This window comes from Pseudoalteromonas sp. NEC-BIFX-2020_015, assembly GCF_012952265.1.
Classification (GTDB): Bacteria; Pseudomonadota; Gammaproteobacteria; order Enterobacterales; family Alteromonadaceae; genus Pseudoalteromonas; species Pseudoalteromonas neustonica.
In genome coordinates this window covers 13794-38194 of sequence record NZ_JABCJL010000015.1, presented here as the reverse complement: position 1 = coordinate 38194, position 24401 = coordinate 13794, and the positions used below count along the sequence as shown (strand labels likewise).

At 41.0% G+C, this 24401-nt stretch carries 18 protein-coding genes; 13 read left to right on the top strand and 5 right to left on the bottom strand.

What is annotated here, in order from left to right; all coding sequences use genetic code 11:
* Positions 1 to 15 precede the first annotated feature (15 nt).
* The 11 genes from tssH (at position 16) to HH219_RS12455 (ending at position 15168) form a co-directional block, all read left to right on the top strand.
* The gene (gene tssH, locus HH219_RS12505) at positions 16 to 2772 is read left to right on the top strand and encodes a type VI secretion system ATPase TssH (protein ID WP_169327635.1); all 2757 of its coding nucleotides are present in this window, start codon (positions 16 to 18) and stop codon (positions 2770 to 2772) included.
* Positions 2773 to 2804: 32 nt separating this feature from the next.
* Positions 2805 to 4826: a type VI secretion system tip protein TssI/VgrG gene (gene tssI / locus HH219_RS12500; protein WP_169327693.1), complete on the top strand. Its 2022-nt coding sequence runs from the start codon at positions 2805 to 2807 to the stop codon at positions 4824 to 4826.
* 15 nt (positions 4827 to 4841) lie between these two features.
* The gene (locus HH219_RS12495) at positions 4842 to 5258 is read left to right on the top strand and encodes a hypothetical protein (RefSeq protein WP_169327634.1); all 417 of its coding nucleotides are present in this window, start codon (positions 4842 to 4844) and stop codon (positions 5256 to 5258) included.
* 4 nt (positions 5259 to 5262) lie between these two features.
* Positions 5263 to 6429 carry a hypothetical protein gene (locus HH219_RS12490; protein WP_169327633.1) on the top strand — a complete coding sequence of 389 codons (1167 nt, stop codon included), beginning with the start codon at positions 5263 to 5265 and terminating at the stop codon, positions 6427 to 6429.
* A complete protein-coding gene (locus HH219_RS12485; RefSeq protein WP_169327632.1) occupies positions 6422 to 7456 on the top strand; it encodes a DUF2169 domain-containing protein in 1035 nt (344 codons plus the stop codon). The genes HH219_RS12490 and HH219_RS12485 overlap by 8 nt, the downstream gene beginning before the upstream one ends.
* Position 7457: 1 nt before the next feature.
* Positions 7458 to 8363 carry a hypothetical protein gene (locus HH219_RS12480; RefSeq protein WP_169327631.1) on the top strand — a complete coding sequence of 302 codons (906 nt, stop codon included), beginning with the start codon at positions 7458 to 7460 and terminating at the stop codon, positions 8361 to 8363.
* Complete coding sequence (locus HH219_RS12475) at positions 8363 to 9439, top strand: DUF4150 domain-containing protein (protein ID WP_169327630.1); 1077 nt, start codon at positions 8363 to 8365, stop codon at positions 9437 to 9439. Before HH219_RS12480 ends, HH219_RS12475 begins: the two co-directional genes overlap by 1 nt.
* Positions 9440 to 12634: a hypothetical protein gene (locus HH219_RS12470; RefSeq protein WP_169327629.1), complete on the top strand. Its 3195-nt coding sequence runs from the start codon at positions 9440 to 9442 to the stop codon at positions 12632 to 12634.
* 8 nt (positions 12635 to 12642) lie between these two features.
* Positions 12643 to 13632 (top strand): hypothetical protein, encoded by a 990-nt coding sequence (locus HH219_RS12465; RefSeq protein WP_169327628.1) that lies wholly within the window; start codon positions 12643 to 12645, stop codon positions 13630 to 13632.
* Between the two features lie 124 nt (positions 13633 to 13756).
* The gene (locus HH219_RS12460) at positions 13757 to 14170 is read left to right on the top strand and encodes a hypothetical protein (RefSeq protein WP_249118517.1); all 414 of its coding nucleotides are present in this window, start codon (positions 13757 to 13759) and stop codon (positions 14168 to 14170) included.
* 230 nt (positions 14171 to 14400) lie between these two features.
* Positions 14401 to 15168 carry a hypothetical protein gene (locus tag HH219_RS12455; protein ID WP_249118516.1) on the top strand — a complete coding sequence of 256 codons (768 nt, stop codon included), beginning with the start codon at positions 14401 to 14403 and terminating at the stop codon, positions 15166 to 15168.
* A gap of 546 nt (positions 15169 to 15714) precedes the next feature.
* Here the strand turns inward: HH219_RS12455 and HH219_RS12450 are convergent.
* The 3 genes from HH219_RS12450 to HH219_RS12440 form a co-directional block, all read right to left on the bottom strand.
* Entirely contained in the window at positions 15715 to 16908 is a 1194-nt protein-coding gene (locus HH219_RS12450) for a hypothetical protein (protein ID WP_169327627.1), read from the bottom strand.
* Complete coding sequence (locus tag HH219_RS12445; protein WP_169327626.1) at positions 16908 to 18593, bottom strand: molecular chaperone HscC; 1686 nt, start codon at positions 18591 to 18593, stop codon at positions 16908 to 16910. Before HH219_RS12445 ends, HH219_RS12450 begins: the two co-directional genes overlap by 1 nt.
* 491 nt (positions 18594 to 19084) lie before the next feature.
* Positions 19085 to 20518, bottom strand: a complete 1434-nt coding sequence (locus HH219_RS12440) for a PLP-dependent aminotransferase family protein (RefSeq protein WP_169327625.1) — start codon at positions 20516 to 20518, stop codon at positions 19085 to 19087.
* A 49-nt stretch (positions 20519 to 20567) separates the two neighbouring features.
* Between HH219_RS12440 and HH219_RS12435 the strand changes: the two genes are divergently transcribed.
* Together HH219_RS12435 and HH219_RS12430 are read left to right on the top strand one after the other, a co-directional pair.
* The gene (locus HH219_RS12435) at positions 20568 to 21194 is read left to right on the top strand and encodes a LysE family translocator (RefSeq protein WP_054204137.1); all 627 of its coding nucleotides are present in this window, start codon (positions 20568 to 20570) and stop codon (positions 21192 to 21194) included.
* Between the two features lie 9 nt (positions 21195 to 21203).
* A complete protein-coding gene (locus tag HH219_RS12430; protein WP_054452251.1) occupies positions 21204 to 21638 on the top strand; it encodes a GNAT family N-acetyltransferase in 435 nt (144 codons plus the stop codon).
* A 181-nt stretch (positions 21639 to 21819) separates the two neighbouring features.
* Here HH219_RS12430 and HH219_RS12425 read toward each other — a convergent pair whose 3' ends face one another.
* Complete coding sequence (locus HH219_RS12425; RefSeq protein ID WP_054452247.1) at positions 21820 to 23673, bottom strand: S8 family serine peptidase; 1854 nt, start codon at positions 23671 to 23673, stop codon at positions 21820 to 21822.
* A 238-nt stretch (positions 23674 to 23911) separates the two neighbouring features.
* A complete protein-coding gene (gene soxR / locus HH219_RS12420) occupies positions 23912 to 24400 on the bottom strand; it encodes a redox-sensitive transcriptional activator SoxR (protein ID WP_231658988.1) in 489 nt (162 codons plus the stop codon).
* Between the last annotated feature and the right edge of the window lies 1 nt (position 24401).

Genomic DNA, 24401 nt, shown 5'->3' with positions numbered 1-24401 from the left:
TTTAAGGATAAAACAATGGATGCAAAAGGCATTAAACAACTCATAGATAAACTCAATGGCCACACTGCAACAGCGCTTGAATCAGCCGCAGGGTTTGCCAGCAGCCGTAGTCATTTTGAAGTGCTACCTGAGCATTTACTAATTAAATTGATGGAAGAAGGCAGTAATGGTGATTTAGAACACATTTTTCATTTTTTCAATATTAACCAAGACGCGGTATGGCATGAGTTACTTGATTTTTTAAATCGCCAACCATCAGGAAACCAAAGTAAACCGGTGTTTTCTCGTCGTTTATATGAATGGCTTGAACGAGCTTGGTTAAGTGCAAATGTGCAACATAAAAGCGATTGGATCAACGGCGCTGCATTACTTGACTCATTGACCGAGCTACTACCTTATAGCCCTGTTTTACAATTACCTGCATTGCTAGATAAAATAGATTCGCGTTTTTTAGCCGAGAATCTTGACAAAATTTGCCAGAACTCCAGCGAGCGTCTAAACCCACAGGCTAAACCACAGCAGCAAGCAAGCGGTAAAACGCAAAGCGAAGGCGGCAGTGCGCTTGATGAATACTGTGAAGACCTAACAGAAAAAGCCAAGCAAGGTAAAATTGACCCCGTGCTTGGGCGCAACGACGAAATCCGCATGATGGTCGATGTATTGTGTCGCCGTCGTAAAAACAACCCTATTTTAGTAGGTGATCCTGGTGTAGGGAAAACGGCGGTTGTTGAAGGGTTTGCGCAGCGTATTATTGATGGCCAAGTACCCGATGAACTAAAAGGCGTACGCTTATTAGTGCTTGATATGGGCTTATTGCAAGCAGGCGCAGGTGTAAAAGGCGAGTTTGAACGCCGCTTAAAAACCGTTATCGACGAAGTTAAAAATTCAACCACGCCAATAATTACATTCATAGATGAAGCGCACACGTTAATTGGTGCAGGTGGCGATGCAGGCATGAGTGATGCCGCTAATTTACTTAAACCCGCGCTTGCCCGTGGTGAGTTACGTACCGTTGCAGCCACAACCTGGAGTGAGTATAAAAAGTACTTTGAGCGCGATGCAGCGCTTGAACGCCGTTTTCAATTAATTAAAGTTGATGAACCAACAGAGCAAGCCGCACAATTAATGCTTGCCGGTTTAAAAGACAAGTATCAGCAACATCATAATATTCAAATTACCGATGACGCCATTGAAGCTGCCGTTGTATTGTCAGCACGTTATATTACAGGCCGCCAACTGCCTGATAAAGCGATTGATGTACTTGATACCGCCGCAGCGCGAGTAAGAATGTCGTTTGCAACCGATCCGGCTGCCATTGAAGCTGAGCGCGAACATATTAATTACCTTGAAACACGCATAGCCAGCCTAGCGGATGAAAGTGAGCAAGGGTTAGCGGTCGATATGGATAAGCTGCTTTATTTACAGCAAGAGCTAAATACAGCACAACAAAAACTAGCCGAATTGACCCAAGCCCGTGAGACACAAATTTCGACGCTTAGCCAAATTAACGAACATAAACAGGCAACCAACAGCGAAGGCCAAGATAACACCGCGTTATTGAGCCTGCGCCAATCGCTAAAAGAGCAAAACACCCAAGACAATGGTTTGTTCAGTGAAGTAGATGCCGATGCCGTGGCACAAATAATCTCGCAGTGGACGGGCGTGCCAGTAGGCGCGATGGTAAAAGATCAAATTACTAACTTGATCACCCTTGAAGATGTTATTGGCCAAGAAGTGATAGGCCAATATGCAGGTATTGCAAAAATAGCGCAAAGCCTAAGAGTAAGCAAAGCGGGGATCAGTAACGAGCAAGGCCCGCTTGGAGTCTTTTTACTGGCAGGTCCTTCAGGTGTCGGCAAAACAGAAACTGCCCGCTGTTTAGCTAAGCAATTATTTGGCGGCGAGAAGTTTTTAACCACCATTAATATGAGTGAATACCAAGAAGCCCACACAGTTTCACAGCTTAAAGGCTCACCACCGGGCTATGTAGGCTATGGCGAAGGTGGCGTATTAACCGAAGCGGTGAGACAACGTCCGTATTCAGTGATTTTGCTCGATGAAGTTGAAAAAGCACATAAAGACGTGTTGAACATGTTTTATCAAGTGTTTGAACGCGGCAATATGCGCGACGGTGAAGGGCGTGAAATTGACTTTAAAAATACCGTGATCATCATGACTTCAAACTTGGGCTCTGCTGAGCTAATTGATGCCTGCACGCCACCAACAGTGATTGATTTAAGCCCGCAAGACGAGCAGCCTGAAGGTGATCAACAAGCTGAAAACCAGCAAACTGAAAATCAACAAGCAATTAATGATGCATTAAACCCAACCGATGCACCCATTAATGAAGACGGCAGCCCATGGAAAGTGCCAAGCATTACCGCCTTAAGTGAGTTGATCAAACCGCAATTACTGCAATTTTTTGCACCCGCGCTATTAGCACGCATGCAAGTTATACCTTATTTAGCGCTTGATAAAGACGCCTTGCAATCAATTGTGAGTCTCAAGCTTGAAGCAATCGCAAATCGACTGGCAACAAATCATAAAATGCAATTACGCGTTGATGCCAGCGTACTGGAGAAGTTAACCCAGCAATGCCAGCTGTCAGACAGCGGTGCGCGCATGGTTAATGCCGTGATCGAGCAGCAAATTTTGCCGGGTATTGCCAAGTCTATTTTAGAATTTATGGCGCAAGAAGATATGCCCGATATTTTAACGTTAGCGGTTGACGAGCAAGACGAAATTACAGCTACGTTTGCCGATCACGCTTAATATCAATAAGTAAGGATAAAGTAATGGGACTCATGGACATCTTTAGCGAGCACAAAGCAAATACCAGTCATTTTAGTGTAACCGTACAAGGGTTACCTGATGGCATGGTGCAAGTAACTGATTTTGCATCAACTAATGACAGCTTATGTGAAGACTTTGCGTTTAACATTCAAGTGTTGAGTCAGGAGCATTTAACATCGCAAATGTTGCTTGGTAAAGATGCCAGCTTAGTTTTGGTGTGGTCGATGACTGATCGTACTATTTCTGGCGTGATCAGCGGTTTTACCGCACATGGCAAAAGCCACCAAGGTTATCATTATACGTTAGTGTTGAGTTCCTATTTAACCTTACTTAAGCACCAGCATTCTAATCGTGTGTTTACCGCGATGGATCCCGCAGCAATAATTAGAAGCGTATTTACTAAAGCGGGCTTTCCGATGCAAAAATTCAGCATGCAGGCAAGTGGCCCAAGTTTAGATATGACTGTGCAATATAACGAAACGGATTACGAGTTTGTCACCCGACTTATGCGTAAATATGGTTTTGTTTATGGGTTTGTTGAACAAACCAATAGTGATTGCACCTTTACTATTTGTAACCAAAGCAGTGATATTGCCTCTCGATTTAGCGACATAAACTTAAGCTATGTACCGCCCTCAGGGCAAGTACGCACCAGTGAAAGTATTTTTGCAATTAGTAGGCAAGCACAGCTGCATCCGCAAAGTGTATCGTTAAACGATTATAACTACACAGCCCCGGGTAATTTACAGGTATCGAGCCAAAATACTGCACCACAAGTCGGATTTGGTGAAGACAGCCATTATGGTGATAACTATGCAAATTCAGGCGCGGGTAATTCGCTGGCAAAAATTCGCCAACACGCATTTGACTGCCAACGTGAGCAGCTAATAATCGACACTGATTGCAGAGCAATTCGCCCAGGGGTCATTGTTACCATATTTGATCATAACGACCATAACGGCCAATATTTAGTGGTACGTGTTGATCATAAAGGTAGCCAGCAATCAGGTGTAGAATATGGCGCGAATGTGAAGGGCTTAACGTATAAAAATCAGGTCTATTTAATTCCTTCATCACAGCAGTTTAAAGCGCCTTTACTCCCTGCAAGGCGTGTTTTTTCGACCTTTAATGCCCTAGTTGAACAAGAAATTGATGATGACGGCAATTACATTGTAAAGCTGCCATTTAATCAAGATGGCGAAGGCCAGCAAAGCCGACCAACCCGTTTAATGCAGCCTTATGGAGGCAGTGGCCATGGTATGCATTTTCCGCTAACTCAAGGAACTGAAGTGCTGGTTTGCGGTGAAAATGGCGATCTCGATAGGCCAATTATTTTAGGGGCGTTATACAATCAAAATGCGCCGAACCCGGTAACAAGTCAAAACCCAACCGAGAACAAATTAGTGACCAAAGCAGGGCACAGCTTGATTATGGACGACAAACAAGGTGAAGAAAAAATTAGCCTTGCCAATAAAAATAGCAAAAACCAATTATTACTCGATGCCACTAATGGCGCACATCAGGCAACTTTAAAATCAGCAGATGGCGATGTAAAAATTTCGGCCAAGGAAAACCTGCAATTTGTGGCAGAAAATGACGCAACGTTTACGGTTGCTAACGATTTTACCACCCGTGTTGAAAACAACCTGCAAATACAAACCCGCGAAGGCGATATAACGGTTAACTCAGCAGGAGATTTAACCCTAAAAGCCGACTCGAACACACGCATTGAAGCCACCGATGGCAGCTTAGAGCTCAAAGCCGAGCAAGCGCTTAAACTACAAGGTGAGCAAGATGTAAGCGTATACGCAGTTGATGGAAACCTTGAATTACAAGCGCCAAAAGGCGATTTAGAGATCAGCAGTGGTGCAAATATTACCATTAAAGCCGATGGTCAAGGATCAATTCAACTAAGCCAAGGTGGTGCGAGTATTGAAATAGACGCGGGTGGCAATTTAACCATAGATGCCACCAGTATTACTTTAACTGCAAACAATATTGCCGTTAAAGGCAGTGCAATTAGTAATAACTAGGGTCAAGGAATAACCATGAGTGCACATATTCAAAGTATTTTTAATCACCATCAGCATGTAGCTTCAGTAAGCCGTGTTGACAGTTTTGGCCGTGTTAAAACAGTATTAATGAACGATATTGAACACCCAGTTATTGCCCAAGGTGCACATGTGAGTTGTGCAAGCGTAGGGGCTGATGTATTGCTGGTGCATACGGCGCAAGGATTTATTGTCACTGCGTTACTTGCTGAGGCTGAGCAAGCGCCCGCAGCGCAAATTAATAATGCACAAGGGCATATTGTTATTGAAGCGCAGCAAAGTGTTAGTTTGCAAACGGCCAAAGGCAGTGTAGAAGTGTTTGCCGATGGAACTATCGTACTCGATGGACAAAATATTACTGCCAATAGCGAACAAGACTTAACTTTGGCTGGTTGGCCAATTAGGCTTAATTAACACCATGTTTGCACTCGTCAATAAAGTAAACCTGCATAAGCAGCGTTTAAGTACCTTATTTAAGCACAGACAAAAGTTGCTACAACAAGGCGCGTTTTCGCATGCCCGATTTAGTGTCATAGATAGCCAATTGCTTAACCATTTATACACATTAAGTGACTTAAAAGCGGATGCACCGACAGATCACTTCTCAGGGCAAAGTTTAGCCCAAGTAACTACACTCACGTGGCAGGAATTAGGTGAACTTGCACAGAAAAATAGCGATCACAGTGATATATATCGTTTAATTGCGGCTGATTTATTCACCACCCCCATTGATAATTTTACGGTGTACTTTAATACGTTAAGGGCAAACGAGCAGCTATCAGAGTGTGAATTACTGCAATACAACTTGAATCATTGGCAATTAAATGACCTAAAAGCACTGCGTACCAGTGTGCTTGAGGGTAAAGAAAAACCGCCCAAAGTCGTTAAAACCTTATTGTTTTCGCAGCCACTCACAGCCGGCGAGTTACAGGTTGCCACCTTACATGATGATTTTGATATTGCCTTTGCAGCACTGGTAAATAGTTATTGTGCAGGCCACGACGGTGTTAGCGATAAACTTTTTAAAGTATTTGCCAAAACTAATGATGAACAACATAAAGCGCAATTACTTGCTTTAGCGGGAATGACCAATGACACTCGTTGGTATGAGCCATGTTCGCTGTTTTGCCAAGCAAGCCCTGAACACTGCCAATTTGTGTTAAGTCATTTTATTTATAAACAAGCACTTCCTCTAGTTATCGATTTAATGGCCATTGCAGTCACCCAACAAGGCGCGTACTCGGCTTGGTTAATATTAACTGATAGGCCACTGGCTAAAGCGGCAAAAATGTCAATGGTTAATACAAACAGCGCAATTAAGCCGCAAAGCGGTATTAACCTTGATGACGCTGAGCATGCAAGGCAAGCATTTGCATTACACGCGGGTGAGCAACTACTCATGGGCATCAGCTTTAGTAAAGCCAATAGCAAAGAAAAATTACGTAAGTTTGCAGGTACGCTTGTACAACGAATTAATGCACCACAATTTGAATTATCAACGGCTTGCGGTTTATTTCATGTACAACAAAGTGCGTCTCAATGGCAGTTACTACTAAATGAAAGCCAAAGGGGCGAGCATGATTAATAACTTCTCCCCTTGGCAAGCAAGTACTTTTACAGGCTGGCTTGAAGACAGCAACGAAGGCCAAATTGTACTTGTTAAACAAAGCTATGAATTTGATGAACAAGGTAAAGTGACCGCAATTGAGCCAGGCCCTGAGATTATTATTGCCGATGATTATCAAGATGAACCAAGTAATTCACCGATTTGTGAAGTAAACGAACAGGTTGCATTTAAGCACGGCTTTGAAGTATACGGAAACTGCACCGCGTACCCACCCAAGGGTAAAAATGCACGCGTAATAGAGGTTGAATTAGGCCTTGACTCGCCTTCGCAACCTTTGTTTAAAAAGCGTTTGCGCGTTACTGGCGCACGGTTTTGGCGCCGCTCGTTGCTTGGACCCGTCGCCACTGATCCAGACATTATTGCACCACTGGCACTTAATTATATGCATGCCTTTGGCGGTAAAGAGCTTAATAACGAGAGCAATTATTTACTAGAAAACCCAATAGGGCGTGGTTTTAAACTTAAGAATAAGCATGCCGTTGGCCAACAATTACCCCGTGTAGAATACGCTACCTCATTGCTTAGAAAGCCCAGCCACAACACACCGGTTGCAAGCTTTACGGCCATACCAAGTCATTGGTCACCGCGGGTTGAACTTATTCCCGAAATAGATGAAACCGCACTCATGGCGAGCGAATACCCATTTAAAACACCGCAACCAAAAGACTTATACAACACAGCCCCAAGCGATCAATGCGTTGAAGCTGAATTTGCCAACGGGTGGGCATTACAATTAACTGGGCTTTATCCGTTACAGCAATACGGTCAACAACAACGTATAGCATTGCCATATCAGCCGCCCATTGTTGAAGTGGTCAATACACTGGCGCGCCATCGCCTTGACATGCGCTGCGACACCTTAGTTATCGACTCCGACGCTCAAAGCTTTTCGTTACTTTGGCGCGGTCATATCAGTATTGAAAAAATAGGTGCAAATAGCCAAATTTTGGTAGCCGCCGAGCCAAACAGCAGTAAAGAAAACTAATATGCAACAATTTAACTTCGACAGTCTTTATCACGTTAATGCCGCAGGTTGTATGCTCAGCAGCTTATACACGGCAGTGGCCAATAAAATGCTGTTTTCTAAACCAAGCAAAGCATTAGTAAGGTGCGACATAAGCTTAGATGCGCCGTATATTTTTGTTGAAATAGACGAACTCGCGCAACTCGATAGAGTCACGCGCTGTTTATTAATGCTCTCGCACTTACTTGAGCAAGTTGATATAGCGACGTTAAGGCAAACAAACCGCATTAGCCAAATTGTATTTATACTGCCCGTTGATGAAATTGAACAGCCACTGATAAGCGATGAAACACTCGCTGAGCTACTCCAAGAGTGTATTGCAGAACAAATACCCGCCTATTCACAAATGCCAACCTGTGACTTAACCACCATAAACAACGACACCTTAGTGATCGCGGTGGATTCGTGTAATAGCTATCAATATGTGAGCGACCAAGCTAAGCGCTGCACCGTGCAAGTATTAAACGGCCCACCGGGCGTTATATATGGCGAAGGCGGGTATGCACTGTTAATACATCCGCAAGGCAAGCTTACCGCGCAATTATATGACGGCCAAATGACGGCACAATTAGCGCAGGCCAATTGCACCAGCCAAGACAGTTACTTATTTGCGGGCGAGCAATCACTCAAGTGGCAAAAAAAATGGTTTGCTTACACACAAAAATTGTACAAAAAAGGCCAACCTCTTATTGAACTTGCAGAGTTAGCAACCACCATAGGTCATCAAGGGGTAGCCAATTCAGTCGCAGGATTAACACTGGCACAGAGCTATTTATGCAATCCACTTACACGCTCACTTGAGCAGGTGTTTGTTATTTATAATGCACCCAACAAGCAGTTAGTCAAAATTTCAAGGAGTGAAAACTAATGCCTTACATTAATGCCGCAGCGGGCAAACAAACAGGCAGCGTGCAATATGATACAGATGCACTGACTGCCGATGTACGCACGGGTGGCTCAGTCACATGGCGACACAACAACCCAACTTTAATAGGGTTAAATAACAGCGCCCGAAGCAATAACGCATTGGGTAAAGCCAATGGCATTGCTATTTTTGAAGATAAAGCCAACGGCGAAGCCGCTTTTTTAGCCGAAATAGCTAGGCCAAAATACCGCGAAAAAACACTCGGTGAAATGGTGAGTATTTTTATACCGGATTACATTATTCCACCACCGCAGTGGGATAGCCAAAAAAATGAACCGGTTCTACCGTGGAATGAGCCGCAATCGAATATGGATGTGAATAAGCCGATTAGCAACGCGCAAGATTTTTTAGACTTAGTGTCTACGCATTTAGGTTGGGAGCAAGGTAATCAAGAGCAATTAACCAAAGATACCCAATCACAAGCAGCGCAAGTGGCTACGGTATCAGGGCAAAATGTGCTGATAAATGGTCGCACCGCAGTACACCAAGATAGCGGCGGTAAGCTGATGACCATTGATGTATGCCTAACCACGGTAGGCCCAAGTGTTATACCCATCCCTTATCCAAATAAAGCACAAGTGAGTGATATAACCGACGTTTCAAGCTCAGTCAAAGTAAACGGCAACGGCGCCGCAAATGTAAAAAGCACGTTTACTCAAAGCTCCGGCGATACGCCAGGTGATAAAAAAGGCATTATCAGCAGTGATAATGATGGCGAAGCCGAGTTTATTTTGGGCTCCTTTAACGTACTAATAGAGGGCAAACCCGCCGTACGCCAAGGGGATTTAATGATCTCAAACTCTAAAAACACCCCCCCCATGGCATTAATGCAATCCGGCGGCCCCGCCCCAAGAGGATTGAGCGTGCAAGTGAGGGATTTAGATACACAAAGTGAAGACCCAGCACAGGCTGCTTTTATCGTAGAAACAAACGCAAATAATAATTTAATTGGTCAAGGAAAATTCACTGTTACTCAAGGTGCATTTAATAATAATCAAGTTTTTGATGAGGGAGTTTAAATGACAACACAATATGTATACGCCCCTAGGATTGTTGATGAAGCTAAAGATTGTAGCTTAAACCTGTTTTTGCAGAGTTTCTCTGGCCCAGAGTTATGCATTCCTTTTGGTAAAGCCGCTAAAAAGTTAAAGTCACAAGACTTAGCAGCTGATCAAAAGCCAACATTTGTAACAGTAACGCCACTCGTATTTAAAGACTACACACTAGATAAAAGTAAAGCGGGTGCGCCTGATTTTATCCCGATGGATAAGTTTAGACCTTTACCTGAGGAAAATGCTGCATACGGTTATTACTATATCTATATCAATGGTTTTTTGTGGCGTGAGATTGCAGCGTTAGCCGATAAGCAATTGAGTGATGTTGATTTATCCTTATATCACAGTCAGGATTTCAGGCCACATACTAGTGTATTTAATCAAGATATTTTATTACCACGTAAAATAATAGGGTTATTTGGCTCAGCAGCAGCGGCGCAGGCACCAGATGTTCAAATTGCTTTTTCTCGAGTGCAATGGTCTTGGGAATATATCACTGCATTAGGTGGCATGTATGAAAGTGATTCTCGTCTTAGCAAAAAGCCCTTGCTGAGCAAGTGTGATGATACTCAAACAGCGAGCCGTTACCGCACTAAAAGAATGCAATCATTGGATTTAAATAATGCCCCAAACTGGGGCTCTATTAAAAATATGGATGTTTTAGGCGGCAAAGTAAACGTCTTCATACATGATGTTTTAGGTATCGCACAAGCGCAAAAAGTAACAGCAGATTATTACGCTAAAATATTAAAAGATAAACAATCCAAATTAGAATCTAATGGTTATTACAAATCTGCAATGCTTGCGCATCAATTATATTTTAATGATGAGCTGTGGCAACGTCAGGCGCTTAGTACACCTAAATCAATGTATAAACCTCATGAAAAAAACGATAACCAAAGCAGTAATACGCGAAAAGCTGCCGAAGAGGTTTCAGAGCGGGAACTAGAAAAGTATTTAATTGGAACTAATCCGACCTCAGTTACCGATGCTGTTGAAGGCTACTTAGATGCGCGAGAAAAACTCTACGATTTATATTATTTAGATTGCCAAGCTCAACAGTTAACGTTACATGAAATCAGTCAACAAATTAATATTGACCCACCAGCAGAGTGGGAAGATTTGGTGAAAGATTTCACCACCGCTGGCGTATTAAGTTATGGTCTTGCTGCTGAATTTATTTGTGAGCAATTAATCACACTTATCTTACCCAAAACAACGCTATCAGCTTATTTGCCTGCGCTATGCGATAAAGCTAAAAAGAAAAAACTGATTGACCGTTTAGACCAGCAGTTTGAAGACAATAAAGCGCTGGTGCTTGAGATAACACAAACTAGAGATAACTGGTTTAGTAAGCAGTTTTGTGTGCATCCTGACGCTTATGGCGATAACTTAGTTAACGCAGATTATGATGAAGATTTAATAGCCAATACGGTTGAAGGGTTTAATCCTAAAAAGTTTGAGCATGACAAAATTAAAGAAGAGCTTTCATTACCGTTTATACCCGCTTATTTATCAAACAAAAGTGTACTTGATGTTGTTTCAAAAGGACTAAATGAGTGGTTGGGCTTACAAGAACGCGTGTTTTCTACTTTTGGCAAAGAGCTGACAGAAAAGGGAATAAAGTATCACCATTTAATTGGTGGCTTTAGTAAGTCACGCAATATTGCACAGTTTAAAAACCTACAAATACACCCAGCAAATGCAGTACCCGAAGGGCGTTTTGCATTGAATATGGATATTGTAAGTCATCCGCTATTAAATGACTTAAAAACTAAAAAGCAACGTAGCGCATTTAGAAATATTATCAAAGCCATTGAAGAAAAAGGGAAAATTACGTCTACCAATACAAACCAAGTTATTACAGTCGCAAAAGCTTTAAAGCAGCCTCTTTTTGCAAATGGTATTAATGCCAGTAACCAACGGTTATTTAAACAAACAATTGCTTTAGTGACACAAATGGCAAAAATGGTATTAGAGCAAAAAACGCTAGCTGCTCTCATGTCTGGCAGTCAATCTTATGTACTAACATTACCTGAAAATGATATTCCCGCCAAAGTATTATTCGACAGCCCCGCGAGAAGTCTTGGTGATGAGTTTCATTATCGAGGCTTAGATAAAATTATGCTTAAACGCATAACACTTTCCGCAGGGCGGTTTGTGTCAATCCCTCTACTATTTTTGACCGGCTATAGCAGTTATGTTGCTTATGGGGATTATGAAAAAGAGTTCAAAAAAGGTACTCCCTATGAAATTTCTAAGAACATAGCATTGTTAGGTGGTACCTTAGCTGCAATTGGGAGTGTATGGGAGGCATATGCAAAGAATATAGGTGAAAGGTATTTGACTAAAACAAGACTCTCATTCAAGGCTTTTGGCTCTACCTCAAGTTTAAATATTCTGAGGGGATTTTCAGGTGCTATGGGAATTTTAATGGGAGTGATTCAAGCCGTTGATGGATATCAACTAATCAGTAAAAGTGACACTGATGCAGGTATTGCTATGTTTGCAGCAGCAGGTTTCAGTATTGGGCTTGGTATACACACTATACTATTCGCAAGTCTTGGGCCATGGGGGTGGGCATTATTATTAGGATCTATTGTATTTAGTTTACTTGCTGTGTGGTTAACTGACAGTAAATTAGAAATATGGGCAAAGTTTGGGCCGTTTGCCAAAAATAAGCGGGGGGTATTTGCTGGTGAAGAGGATGCTATTTACAATACTTTTTCAGATCCAAATCAATATTTTAAATATATCCAAAGCGTATTGTTTTCGCCTAAAGTGACTATTAATGAACCCAGTTTCTTTCAATCCACATCATATTATACAGTAAAAGTTGAATTATCAATGTTTATAGTAGGTAAATCCGAGTTGCTTTTAGATGTAAAATACTCATGGCGGCATCCAACAACGTTAAATGTTTATAAAAAAGCAACCTGGGTTGAAGGCACTAAAGAGTATTTAGCTGAATTTGATGAAAATAGCCTGAGCTTAAATGCAGCCACCTATGAGTTTGAAATTGAATCACCGAACATTAGTGTGTTTGATGTTGAAATAACATCAACACTTATTTACAACGAAAGTCTAACTTTACCGATAGATTTTGATGCGTTTGAAAAGCCAATTGAAAATGCCTCACTTGAATTAGCAATTGCATAAGGAAAGTAATGCAAAATAATGACTACCTAGCCGTTGATATCATGCCTAAAAAAACGCGATTTAATTGTTTTTTTTACCCTGAGAGATTAAATAGCCTCAAGGACAAATTCAAAGGCTTATGCTATTTATATAATCTACCTGCAAGAAAACAAAAAATAATACAAAAATATCCTGAACGATATAAAGTAGAAATGTGTGGGAATAGCCCTGCTAGAGCTTTACTTTTTGGTCCTATGGCTATTGGTGGTGTTCTGAGCTTTGTTACTTTTATAAGCATTTTATCTCTACCTATTTACGAAGAGGGGGAAAAATTTCAATGGTGGATCCCAATGTTTAGCTTTTCTTGGAACCTGTTTTTTCTTAACTTATTACCAATAACAGAAAGTTACATCCCTAAAAAGCAAATATATTTTGACAGAAAAAAACAGTTAGTCGGCTTTACCTATGAGATACCCGGTTGTGAAGAGCGTGATGAGCTGGGTAATTGTTGTTTAAAATGGGCTGATATTGTATGCCACCTTGATATAGTGGCAACACGCCCGGGTGTAATGGGGTTTGTGCCTTTTATTAGTCATATTGATGAGGATAAATACCCCGAGACTAAAATAGCTGTTCAAGTGCCTGATAACTCAAATAACCCGATGAACTGCTATTTATATTGGGAACGAGTAGTGCGGTTTATGGATAACAATCAACCACTGCCTGATGTGCCTGAGTATGAAAACTGCCGCCACCTTGATGAACTCACCGCTGAATTTGATAAGCAAAATGACAGACCCAATAATTTTTGGAGCGACTTTTCGCTTGCTCAACAAGTCGAAATTTGGCAAAAATTCAATAAAGAGGCTGCGCATTTTAATTGGCTCAGAGCGACACCGAACGAAGAAATAACCAAACCTTGGCTGAATTTTAAAGGTGAGCCTGAGCGTATCGAAAAACTAACATGGAAATACAAAGCAAAGCGTTTAGCACTGCAGTTGTTTATGGGAATACCTTAAAAGATGATTTTATCTATAGCATGCAACTAGGCGACTGATAGTAATCAAAAAAGGTATATGGCAGGGTGAACGCGATGCTGAGTATAATGATTTTTCAAACCCAGAGACTTACCATAAATTTATTATGGCTGTGCTGTTCTCACCCAAAGCGGACTATACCGAGGTTGCTAAAAATCAATACACCGTGGAGGTGAGCATCCCTAACTTTATTAAGGGTGAGTCAGAGCTGGCACTTAAATTTGGCTATAAATTAGAGGATGTATTAGCGCCTTATAATGTTGAGAGTAAAAATTATAGTTATAAAGGCGTTACAGGCATAAAAGAATACCAACCAGTTTATGATGAAAAGGGCCAACTAATAAAAGCGCTATACACCATTAATATTGCCTTTGCTAACCCAAATCACGTGCTCAAAATAGATAAAGTAAGGCCATTCCCAGAGTTAAGGTATGATAAAAACCTCACATTACCGCTCGATTTTTCAGCGATAGCCAAACCAATTGCGAATCCAAGCTACCCAAGTCCGTGGATATTATAAAGGAATACTATGAGTATATTGAAATATTTGGGTGGAGCTCTGCCTAGGAAAACAATTTTTAACCAATTTTTCAAAAAATAACTCGACTTCGAATTAGAAAAGAAATTTAAAGGTGTGTGTTTATTACACCACTGGTTATTTGAAGAAAAAAAATATATTTAAATGATTCACAGCGTTTTCAGGTACATTCATGTGGTAACGATGGGTGGCGTGCGTTAACTTTAGGGCCCATGTTTTTAGGATTTTGTGGTAGTTTGGTTGTTGCTTTAGATATTCTGCTAATCCCATTTCATGGAGAGGACGACGCTTTTCATTGGTGGATACTATACTTAGTACTTGGATGGAACTTATTATTTTTAAATCTTATGCCTATATGGGGGAGAATAAGAACACCTAATTTAGCCTATTTTGACCGCCAAACAGGTAAAGTCGGGTACACCTTTGATATTCCTGGTTGTGAGGAACGGGATGAATTTGGTAATTGCTGCTTTGATTGGCGTGATATGAAATGTGTATTGGTAAACCAAAGCACTGACCAAGGAGGCTCTCGGGCTTTTTTCCCGGTGATATCGCACAAAGACATTGATAAATATCCACAAACCAAAATGACCATTGTTGTCACTGAACTTGCACAAGACCCTATTTATTGTTTGTTGTTTTGGGAGCGCTTGGTGCGCTTTATGGATAACACCAAGCCATTGCCCGATATTCCTGAGTACGAAGGCTACAGATACCTTGACCCAATCACCGCTGAGTTTGATACACACAATCACCGCCCAGAAATGTATTGGCGTGATATGAGCTTTAAACAACAAACCGAAATTTATGATGAGCTGTACAAAGAAGCCTGCGAAATAGACTGGTATAACGATGCGCCGCAGCCAGAAATCACCAAACCATGGCAACGCTGGACCCCTGAACCTGAAAGAAAAGAAACCTTAAATTGGAAATACAAAGCCAAGCAGTTATTTCTCCAGCTAACCTGCGGTATACCGTAAGTACTGCATTTTAATATTTACCTTTTACCGTTCTTTAACAATTAGAAAAGGAATTCATACCTAGGCGGCGCAACGACTGCCTAGGTTTATTGTCACGTTGCTGGCTAACATAGCGACATAATAAACGGTGAAGAAAACAGCCCCTTTAAATACAAGCGTTTTTGGTGATGAAGTAGAATAAAAATAAACCATGCGCGAGGTAAACTCCCGCCTACAGGCGATATAATACAGCCATTTAAATTTGCGTAGGCGGGGCTTTACGCCGCGCAAATTTAAAAATAAAAAGTGAACACTGTAAAAGAATAATTAAGATGGGTGTCATCTTAATTATGCTAATTTAATTGTTTTTTTTACCCTGAGAGGTTAAATAGCCTCAAGGATAAATTCAAAGGCTTATGCTATTTATGGTTTACCTGCAAGAAATTCTTTTACAGTGTTCAACCCCTGAATATAAAGGGTCAATAACAGCCATGGTTGCTATTGACAATTCAATTGGTTGATAGAGACACTTTATTTTCATAGCTACTAATAATGCGCTTGTTGTTATTAAGTTTCCGGTGGGTTGTTAACAAATTTAAAATAGTGCCGTGCTTTGCGAAGGTTACGAATTGCGAATATTCCCCATAAAGTACCAAAAGGAATTAATAGCAAAGCAATAAAAGCAATAGGCCAAACACAGTTAAACGCTAATTTATTATTTTGACAGAGCTTGAAACACAAGATGAACTGGCTTATTACGAGCATGAAGTTATGAAAAGTAGAAGAACGAAATAGCAAGCCGTCTAGTGTTGTAAGCAAAGAGACACAGAAAACAACTAATAAGACAAGACACCACATAATAAACAACGCTTTTAAGGTAAATAAGCTTGATTTAGCCGTTTCGTAAATTGCGATTTCGTCTGTAGAATAGCGGTTTAGAACACTAATACCACCTTGCACAGCAGCTAGAGGTTTATTGTTAGGAGTTTCATTATCAATGTATTCCAAAATTGAGTCTAATACGTCCGAATGTACAAACGCTTTTAGTGTTTCTTGCTCTTTTTGCCATAAAAATGTATTGTTTAACAACACTATCGATTGAGTGCCCAGCCCTAAAATTGAGTGTTTTTCATGGCGTTTACCATCAGCGACAGCATTGATTAAAGAGTAGATTGCATTAATCAAATACAAGCTCACTTTGAAGTGAATTTCTTTTTCAAGGAGTGTTTGTTCTTGGCTTAGTTGACTCCACCGCTGAAATTGAATATGCGGATTGTCTTCAGATAAAATATTGTCGCACTCTTGTAATATGCCATTTAAGTTTTCAATTGTAACTTGCTGGTTAGCTGACAGGTCAGGGGGGAGTGTTTCTTCTACAGCGTTTTGTTCGTTTTCGTTAACTAGACTGTGAAAGGAGTTTTCAATAAGCACTTCATGAGGTTGCTGGCAATTAGTATTTGATTTATTCGCGGCTTGTTGATCTGCAAGGTATTCGTTTTTATTAAAAGATGGGGGGTGCTCGTCAGATAAATGAACTTGCTCCTGTTGTTCAGATAAAAACGTTTGCTCTTCGCAAGTGACTATTGTCTGACTCATAGTATTCTTTGCGTGCTGAATAGCACTTTTGTATGCATTGTGAAGTGCAGAAAACTCCGTGGCCTTTTCGTCAGGGCGAATGACTTTGACACGAGCAGCATAAGCCTTTTTTATTAAGCCAATATCGCTTGTTGGCTCTATTTGTAGTAGTTCCCAGTCAATCATTAGAACCAACTTTCGCTATCAAACGAGTCTAAAGCTTCACTAAAAACCACCTGAGCTTGTTGGATCTCTCTGGGGTTTTGGTTATCTAGTATATGTTCAAAACGAGAGATCAATTGACCAACGTCTTCTCTTTGAGAACCAAGGGAGCTACTGTAAATACGTTCAGCTCTTGCCACTAAGGCTCGATTTTTTTCGCTGTCTCTAGGGTGAAATTTTAGCTTTTTTAGCGTTTCTTTAGCACGACTGATTTGCTCATCGGTTAATGCGCCGGGGGCGTTATGAATCACTTTATTGTAGGCTTTTCCGGTACTTTTTACTTTTACGTCGACCTCTAGTAGTCCGCTCATATCGTAGCTGTAACGAACTGTAACAGGTTGTTTTCCTACCTTATCTTTGGGCACACTTATATTTAATTCACCTAAACAGATATTTTTATTTACTTGTCTGTGTTCGCCTTGATATATATCAATTCTCATTGCCGTTTGATAATCTTTAGATGTGTATAAGTCTCGTTCAACACTAATAGGTACAATAGAATTGCGTTCAATAATAGGAAGCATTTGGCCTGGGTTATCAAAATCATCAAGTATCTCAGTGCCCAGAGTAAAGGGGCATACATCGGTTAAAACAATATCATCCAACGCTGCGTTTTTTTCTACCAGTCCAGCTTGAACACCAGCTCCTATTGATACCACTAGATCGGGATCTAAATTGCAGGAAGGTAAACGACCAAAAAGTTTGCTCACCATCGAACGCAGCGCTTTAAGTTTTGTGGAGCCACCAACTAAAATAATGTCATCAATTTCATTCGGGGGTAAGTTGGCATCTCGTAGTGCTTGATTTATAGGGTGTTGCACCCTGATTAGTAAAGGGTTTATTACACGATAAAACCAATTTTGTTCTATCGTAAGGTTGTATCTTTCATTTTGATACGTTAGTTGGAATTGATGAACTAAATTTTTGTCAATAGTGCACTTTATGATTTCTAACTTCATGAATGCTTGTTGTCGTTCTTCGCGAGAAAACTGTTCTTTGTCAAAATTGTTATCGAAACATAGTTGTTCAAACATGGCTGAAACGAAGTCTTCACCGCCTAGGTAGTTATCTCCGGCACTAGCATGAACCTCCATAACGCCTTCAAAATACTCTAATATTGATACATCAAATGTTCCGCCACCCATATCTAAAATCATAAAAGTGCCTTGCTGACGATCATTTAAACTATAAGCCATAGCTGCTGCTGTTGGCTCGTTTATTAGCCTTCTAACGTTAAGCCCTGCCAGCTCACCTGCCAATTTAGTTGCATATCGTTGGTTTTCGTTAAAATAAGCAGGAACACTAATTATTGCTTCTGTCACTTTCTCGCTTAAAAACGCTTCTGCGTCTTCGATAAGTGAGCGCAAAATAAAAGAAGATAGCTCGGGGGCAGTAAACGAATGATCACCAATTTCTATCGAATGTTCAGTGCCCATAATGCGTTTGAACACTGCAACGGTATTGTTAGGGTGACTGATCAACCGCTGTTTGGCAGTGGTACCAACGATGATATTGTTGCCATCGTCAATGGTGACGACTGAAGGGGTCAAAAATTTATTTAAGCGGTTGGGAATTTGTATTAACTCTGTGCCTTTCCAAACGCAACACGCGCTATTAGTTGTGCCTAAATCAATCCCTATAATGGCCAAGGTCGAGCTCCTTTTGAATTATTTAAAGTCCAATTTTTAAACGCCGATGTTAACAGCATAAAAAGAGCTGTCAACTAGTGCGTATTGACCTTTGTGGATTGAAATTTGTTCAATCTAGGGGTGATTTAATCGCGGTGCGAGGTTTGGAATCGAATGGGCTCGATAACTGCTCCTGCGTTATTCTACTTGCTCACATCCATGTGAGAATAAGTAAAAATCGAGCAAAGCTTGTGCGTCCTGCTCACGCCCTTACCTACATCCGTGTAGGTCTGTCTCTTCTGTTTCAGTTGCCTTTTGACTATGTTGGTTTAGCTAAACGCTGAGCTGTGGTCGTTTGGCATAAAATGCCAACGTTAAACTTATGCGATTGCAATTAAACAAGGCACCCATCTTAATTTTTGTTGGTTACTAAAAATAGATAAAGTAAGGTCATTCCCAGAGCTGAGGTATAATAAAAACCTCACATTACCGTTTTTTTAGGCGATACCCCATTAAATAACTACCTCAAAAGTTTGATTAAATTGCTTTAATGCGGCTTCTACGCGGGTTATGCCTAAATCGAATTCAGCCCGAGTTGCTGGGCCGCCTAGGGTGAGGCGTACACCATTTTGGCCACCAGCTTTGCTGGTGGGATCGTCGAGGACAAAAGCGTCTAATGTCCTTACTATTACTTTATGTGCTTTTAATACGCCGCAAAATTCAAACATATTCTGTGTCTGCGCTAGGGGGATATACACGTTTAAACTGGCAAAATGTGCGTCTATTTCGTAGGCTTTGAGTCGTTTTTTAGTTTCTTCAATACGATATCTGATTTCATCGGCAAGCTTGGTTTGATTATAAGCAAACTCGTTACTTTTAATAGCGCGCATTATTAACTCAAAGTTCATTGAGGACACCGCCCAACATTCACTATGTAGTTGTTTTAAAATTGGTTGTTCCCAAAGTCGTGGAGGTAATAAGTAACCCGCTCGTAGCCCGCCGGCAAAGTATTTTGAAAAACTTGAGATATAAAAAACGCGATCGGGAGCTTGTTGCCATAATGGTAATCGCCAATGCTCTGGCAAACAGTAATTTACGTCATCCTCAATAATGAAAAAATTATATCGGCGACTCAGCGCCAGTAGAGCATCTAAATTGTCACTGCTATAGCAAATATTTGTCGGGTTTTGACAGTTTGGCGTGATATACACTGCTTTGATTGTCCGTGACTTGCACAGAGCTTCTATTTGCGCAAGATCAATCCCTTTGCTATACACGTTTACTTGCGCTAATGAAAGTTTAAGCGAATGACACGCATGATAAAAACCGGGGTAACACATCGACTCTGCAATGACAGTATCGCCACTTTTACACAAGGTTGCTAACGTAGTGAATATTCCTTGCTGAGCGCCTTGGGTAAATATCAACGGATGGTTTAAGCAATCAATGCCCTTATCCGCTAGCCATTGCTTAAAAAAATGTTGATGTGAGGTAAGCCCGTTGAGTTTATAAATCATCACATCTTTTAATGCACTTTGATCCTTTGATAGCGATTGCAGGGCGTTGGTCATAACATGTTGTTGCCCCATCATAGGTTGCATGCTCGAAGCAAAGTCGGTGTCGCCCTCAAAGTGACTTAACTCAATAACTTTACTTACAAAGGTACCAGCCCCTAGTTTTGCAGTAACCAACCCTCGCTGCTCAAGTAAAGCGTATGCACGCGTTACCGTACCATGTGTAACACTTAGGCTGTCAGCGAGTAGTCGTTGGGCTGGTAACTTTTGCTCAAAGCCCAGCATTTTGTTGTCGATAGCATGCTCAATCAAAGCAGCTAATGCACGGTATTTGGGTTGTGTGTCACATAAGTTGCTAAACAGAGCCCGATCAGGTTTGTAAATTGTATCCATAACAATAAAAATATTGATGATTTTGTATAAGTATGACAATTAATAGTTATTAAACAACCACAATATTGTATCAATACAATTAACCATTATGAATACAGTTACTGTTTTTGAGCTTGCCCCGGCTCTCATTTTATTTTGTTTTGCGGCGTCAATTACGCCTGGGCCTAATAATATTTTGCTTACTCACTCAGGCACACATTTTGGCGTGATCAAAACCCTACCGCACTTATTAGGTATTCGTGTAGGCATGACGATAATGCATTTGGCAATGTTATTGGGGTTAGGGAAATTGTTTTTAATGCAGCCAAAACTGCATTTTTTTCTACAACTTTGTGCCAGTGGTTATATTTTATATCTGGCGTATAAAGTGGCTAATTCAACCCAAGTAGACGGCGTAAATGCCAAGGTGAAGCCTTTGAGTTTTTTTCAAGGCATGCTTTTTCAGTTGATTAATCCTAAGTCATATGCGGTGTTAATGACACTTTGTACTGCACTTACTTTACCTGAAGGTGCTTATTGGCCTTCTGCAATTTTGGGCGTGATTATTTTTAACCTTGTTGCGGCTTGCTCAGGCTTGTTTTGGGTGAATTTTGGTAAATACATGCGCCAATTTTTAAATAGGCCAAATACCTTTAAACGTTTTAATTGGATTATGTCACTGTTTCTTGCGGCATCAATTCCTTTAGTTTTTCTTTCCAATACAAGCATCCAGTAGGGGAATAAAATGAAATTTACTCACCAATTGTCACCACAACAATTTACCCAAGCGTTTGAGTTTTTATCTGAGCGAAGTTATTGGAGTCAAGGCATTAGTCGCGAACGGTTAGAAAAAGCGTTCGCACATTCGCTGTGCTTTGCATTAATTGAAAATAACCAGCTATTGGCATTTGCACGAGTGGTGACTGACCAAGCCACTTTTGCAAACTTACTGGATGTATTTGTGTTAGAGGCATTTAGAGGGCGAGGGCTGGGTAAAAAGCTGATGGATCATGTAATGAGTCACCCTGAATTGCAATCGTTGCGCCGTTTTACACTAGCAACAAAAGACGCTCATTCACTTTATCAACAATTTGGTTTTCAAAGCCAAGCAAACCCCAATCTTGCAATGGAAAAATGTTTAGCTGGCGGGTACTCAACAGTATTACAGCGGCAAAAATAAAACCAGGATTGAACGTTTTGACGCGTGCAGTTAGATATTAGTTAAATATTCTTATTATTTTTCAGCTCAACTCATTTTCTCTATTTATAGCCGTTTTATTAATAACATAAGTGCTCAGGGTAACAATAAACAATACGGCCTATAAAAATAGGCCGTGTTTTTACTCAATGGTTATTGCAAATTAGTAAGATGCGACAATGCTAACGCCAGAGAATGTATTATATCCTCTTAATGTAATGTAGTATTTACCGCCTTGCCCTGAGTTTAGGTTGCAGCTTTCATTATTACCGTTTGCATATGGACGACAGTCATACACGCTCGTTGTAGCTTGAGCGTCTTTACGAACATATAGATCAGCGTCGCCCGTGCCACCAGACATACTGACATTTAACGTGGCATTTGCGGGTACATCAATAGTGTAAACGAGTTCTTGATTACGTGCGCCAGAAAGCCCTGTGGCTGGTACACCATTTGTTAAGCAATTACTGCCACAACTAGTGCCGCCGCCAATAGTGCCAGTTAAACTTACTCCACTGTATTGGCTGTAGCCATTGAGCATCACCCACCAATCGCCAGCTTGTGGGTTGGTGAACGTGCAGTTTTCTGTGTTGCCATCTTTATATGGTCGACAGTTGTAGCTACTCGTTGAAGGTTTTTGCCCTACCTGTACATACATGTCAACATCGCCAGAACCACCATTTGTATCAAATGACAACGATTCAGAGCCCGCAGGTACAACTAGCTTATAAAAGGTGTTTGTACCTTGAGCACCTGATACGGTAACACTTTGTCCATTGGTGAGTTCATTTTCTTCTGGCGGTACAATAATGCCACCTTCTAATGTGTAAAGTAACTCATTTGGTGAGCCAGATTTTGCATCGGATACTTTGTTTTTAGTACTACGTTGGCTGAGCATGGTTTCGATTTGTGATGGGCTTAAAGAAGGTGTTTCATCAAGGTATAGTGCAACGGCACCAGCAACATGAGGTGAGGCCATTGATGTACCACTGATGGTATTTGTTGCTGTATTTGAGTTATACCACGCTGATTTAATACTTGAACCAGGTGCATAGATATCTAAACAGTTACCATAGTTTGAAAAACTTGAACGGCTATCGCCGCTGGTTGTTGAGCCAACCGTTATGGCATTAGCTGCGCGAGCTGGTGAATAATTACAGGCATTACTGTTGTCATTACCGGCAGCCACAACAAAACTAATTCCTGCGGCTACGGCATTATTTACAGCATCATCAGTTGCTTGCGAAGCTCCACCGCCTAAGCTCATATTGGCTACAGAAGGACCCGATGCATTATTTTTAACCCAGTTAATACCTGCAATAACCCCTGAGTTTGAGCCAGAACCATTACAGCCCAGTACACGCACGCCAACAATGTTTACATTTTTAGCAACCCCGTAAGCGCCACCACCAATCGTGCCTGCTACATGCGTACCATGTCCATTACAGTCTGTTGCATCTGAGTCATTATCGATAAAGTCATAACCATGAGATGCGCGATTGCCAAATTCATTGTGATTTATACGTACACCAGTATCAATGACATAGGCTGTTACCCCAGATCCATCAAAGTCATAATAGTAATTTGAATTGAGAGGAAGATCTTGCTGATCAATACGGTCTAAGCCCCAGATTGCATTTGGTTGATTTGCGTTTGTTTGTGCTAAAGGGTTAACCGACATCATTTGATCTTGCTCAATATAGTCAATATTCGGATTGCTAAGCATTTGTTGAATTGTTTTATCCGATGCATTGACAACAACACCATTTAAAACGCCGCCAAATTCCTGAGCCACGTCGATGTTGTATAGGTTACTTAAACTGGCCGATTGTGAACTGGCAAAGTCTGCTATTGCGTCACTACTTTGAATATTTAAAACCGAGGGAGTTTTAAATACAACGATATATTTACCTTCAATCGCACGGCTTGTGTCGACAGACATAAGTTCTGCGGCATGAACTTGCCCAGCTGATAAACCGACTAATACAGCAAAACTTAGAGTACTTAATTTACGCATTGTTTAATCCTTTTTGGATGGTTACTGTTTGAAACGCACTCCAAAAGATAGCCCTGAATAGCAATAAGTAAACATTCCATTAACTTTTATTTAACTTAAATGTAAAGATATGTAAACAAGTGTGACTGTTTTAGGTTTTTCTGTCGCTTTATCATGAGCCTAACGCGTGCTTGTTTTTTAGTGCAATTACGCGTGCTAGGTATTTTTAATATTGAGCGTATTGATGTTATTGGAGGAATTATTTTTGAGGGGTATTTAAAAGCACAGCACCGCTTTGTTCGTCGCCTAGATGATCATCTTTATTGTAAATTGGGCAGTTGTTCATTGATAAGCAACCGCAACCAATGCAGCCATCAACTTTATCGCGAAGACGCTGCATATAGGCAATTCGTTCATCAAGCTGAGCTTGCCATTTCTTAGACAGGGCAGACCAATCTTTTTTTGTAGGAGTACGTTGCTCTGGCAACGTGTCAAGTGTGCTTTTAATGTCATCAAGTGTAATGCCCATAGTTTGAGCTGCTTTGATCACCGCAACACGGCGTAATACATCTGGCTTGTAACGGCGTTGGTTGCCGTTATTACGCCAACTACGAATTAGCCCTTTCGATTCATAGAAATGTAGGGCTGAGACATTAACGCCGCTGCGTTTGGCAACAAAGCCAACGCTTAAATTGGCGTCGACGATTTTTTTTGTGGTGGTCGTTGTTGGCATCGTGTTTTTACTCATT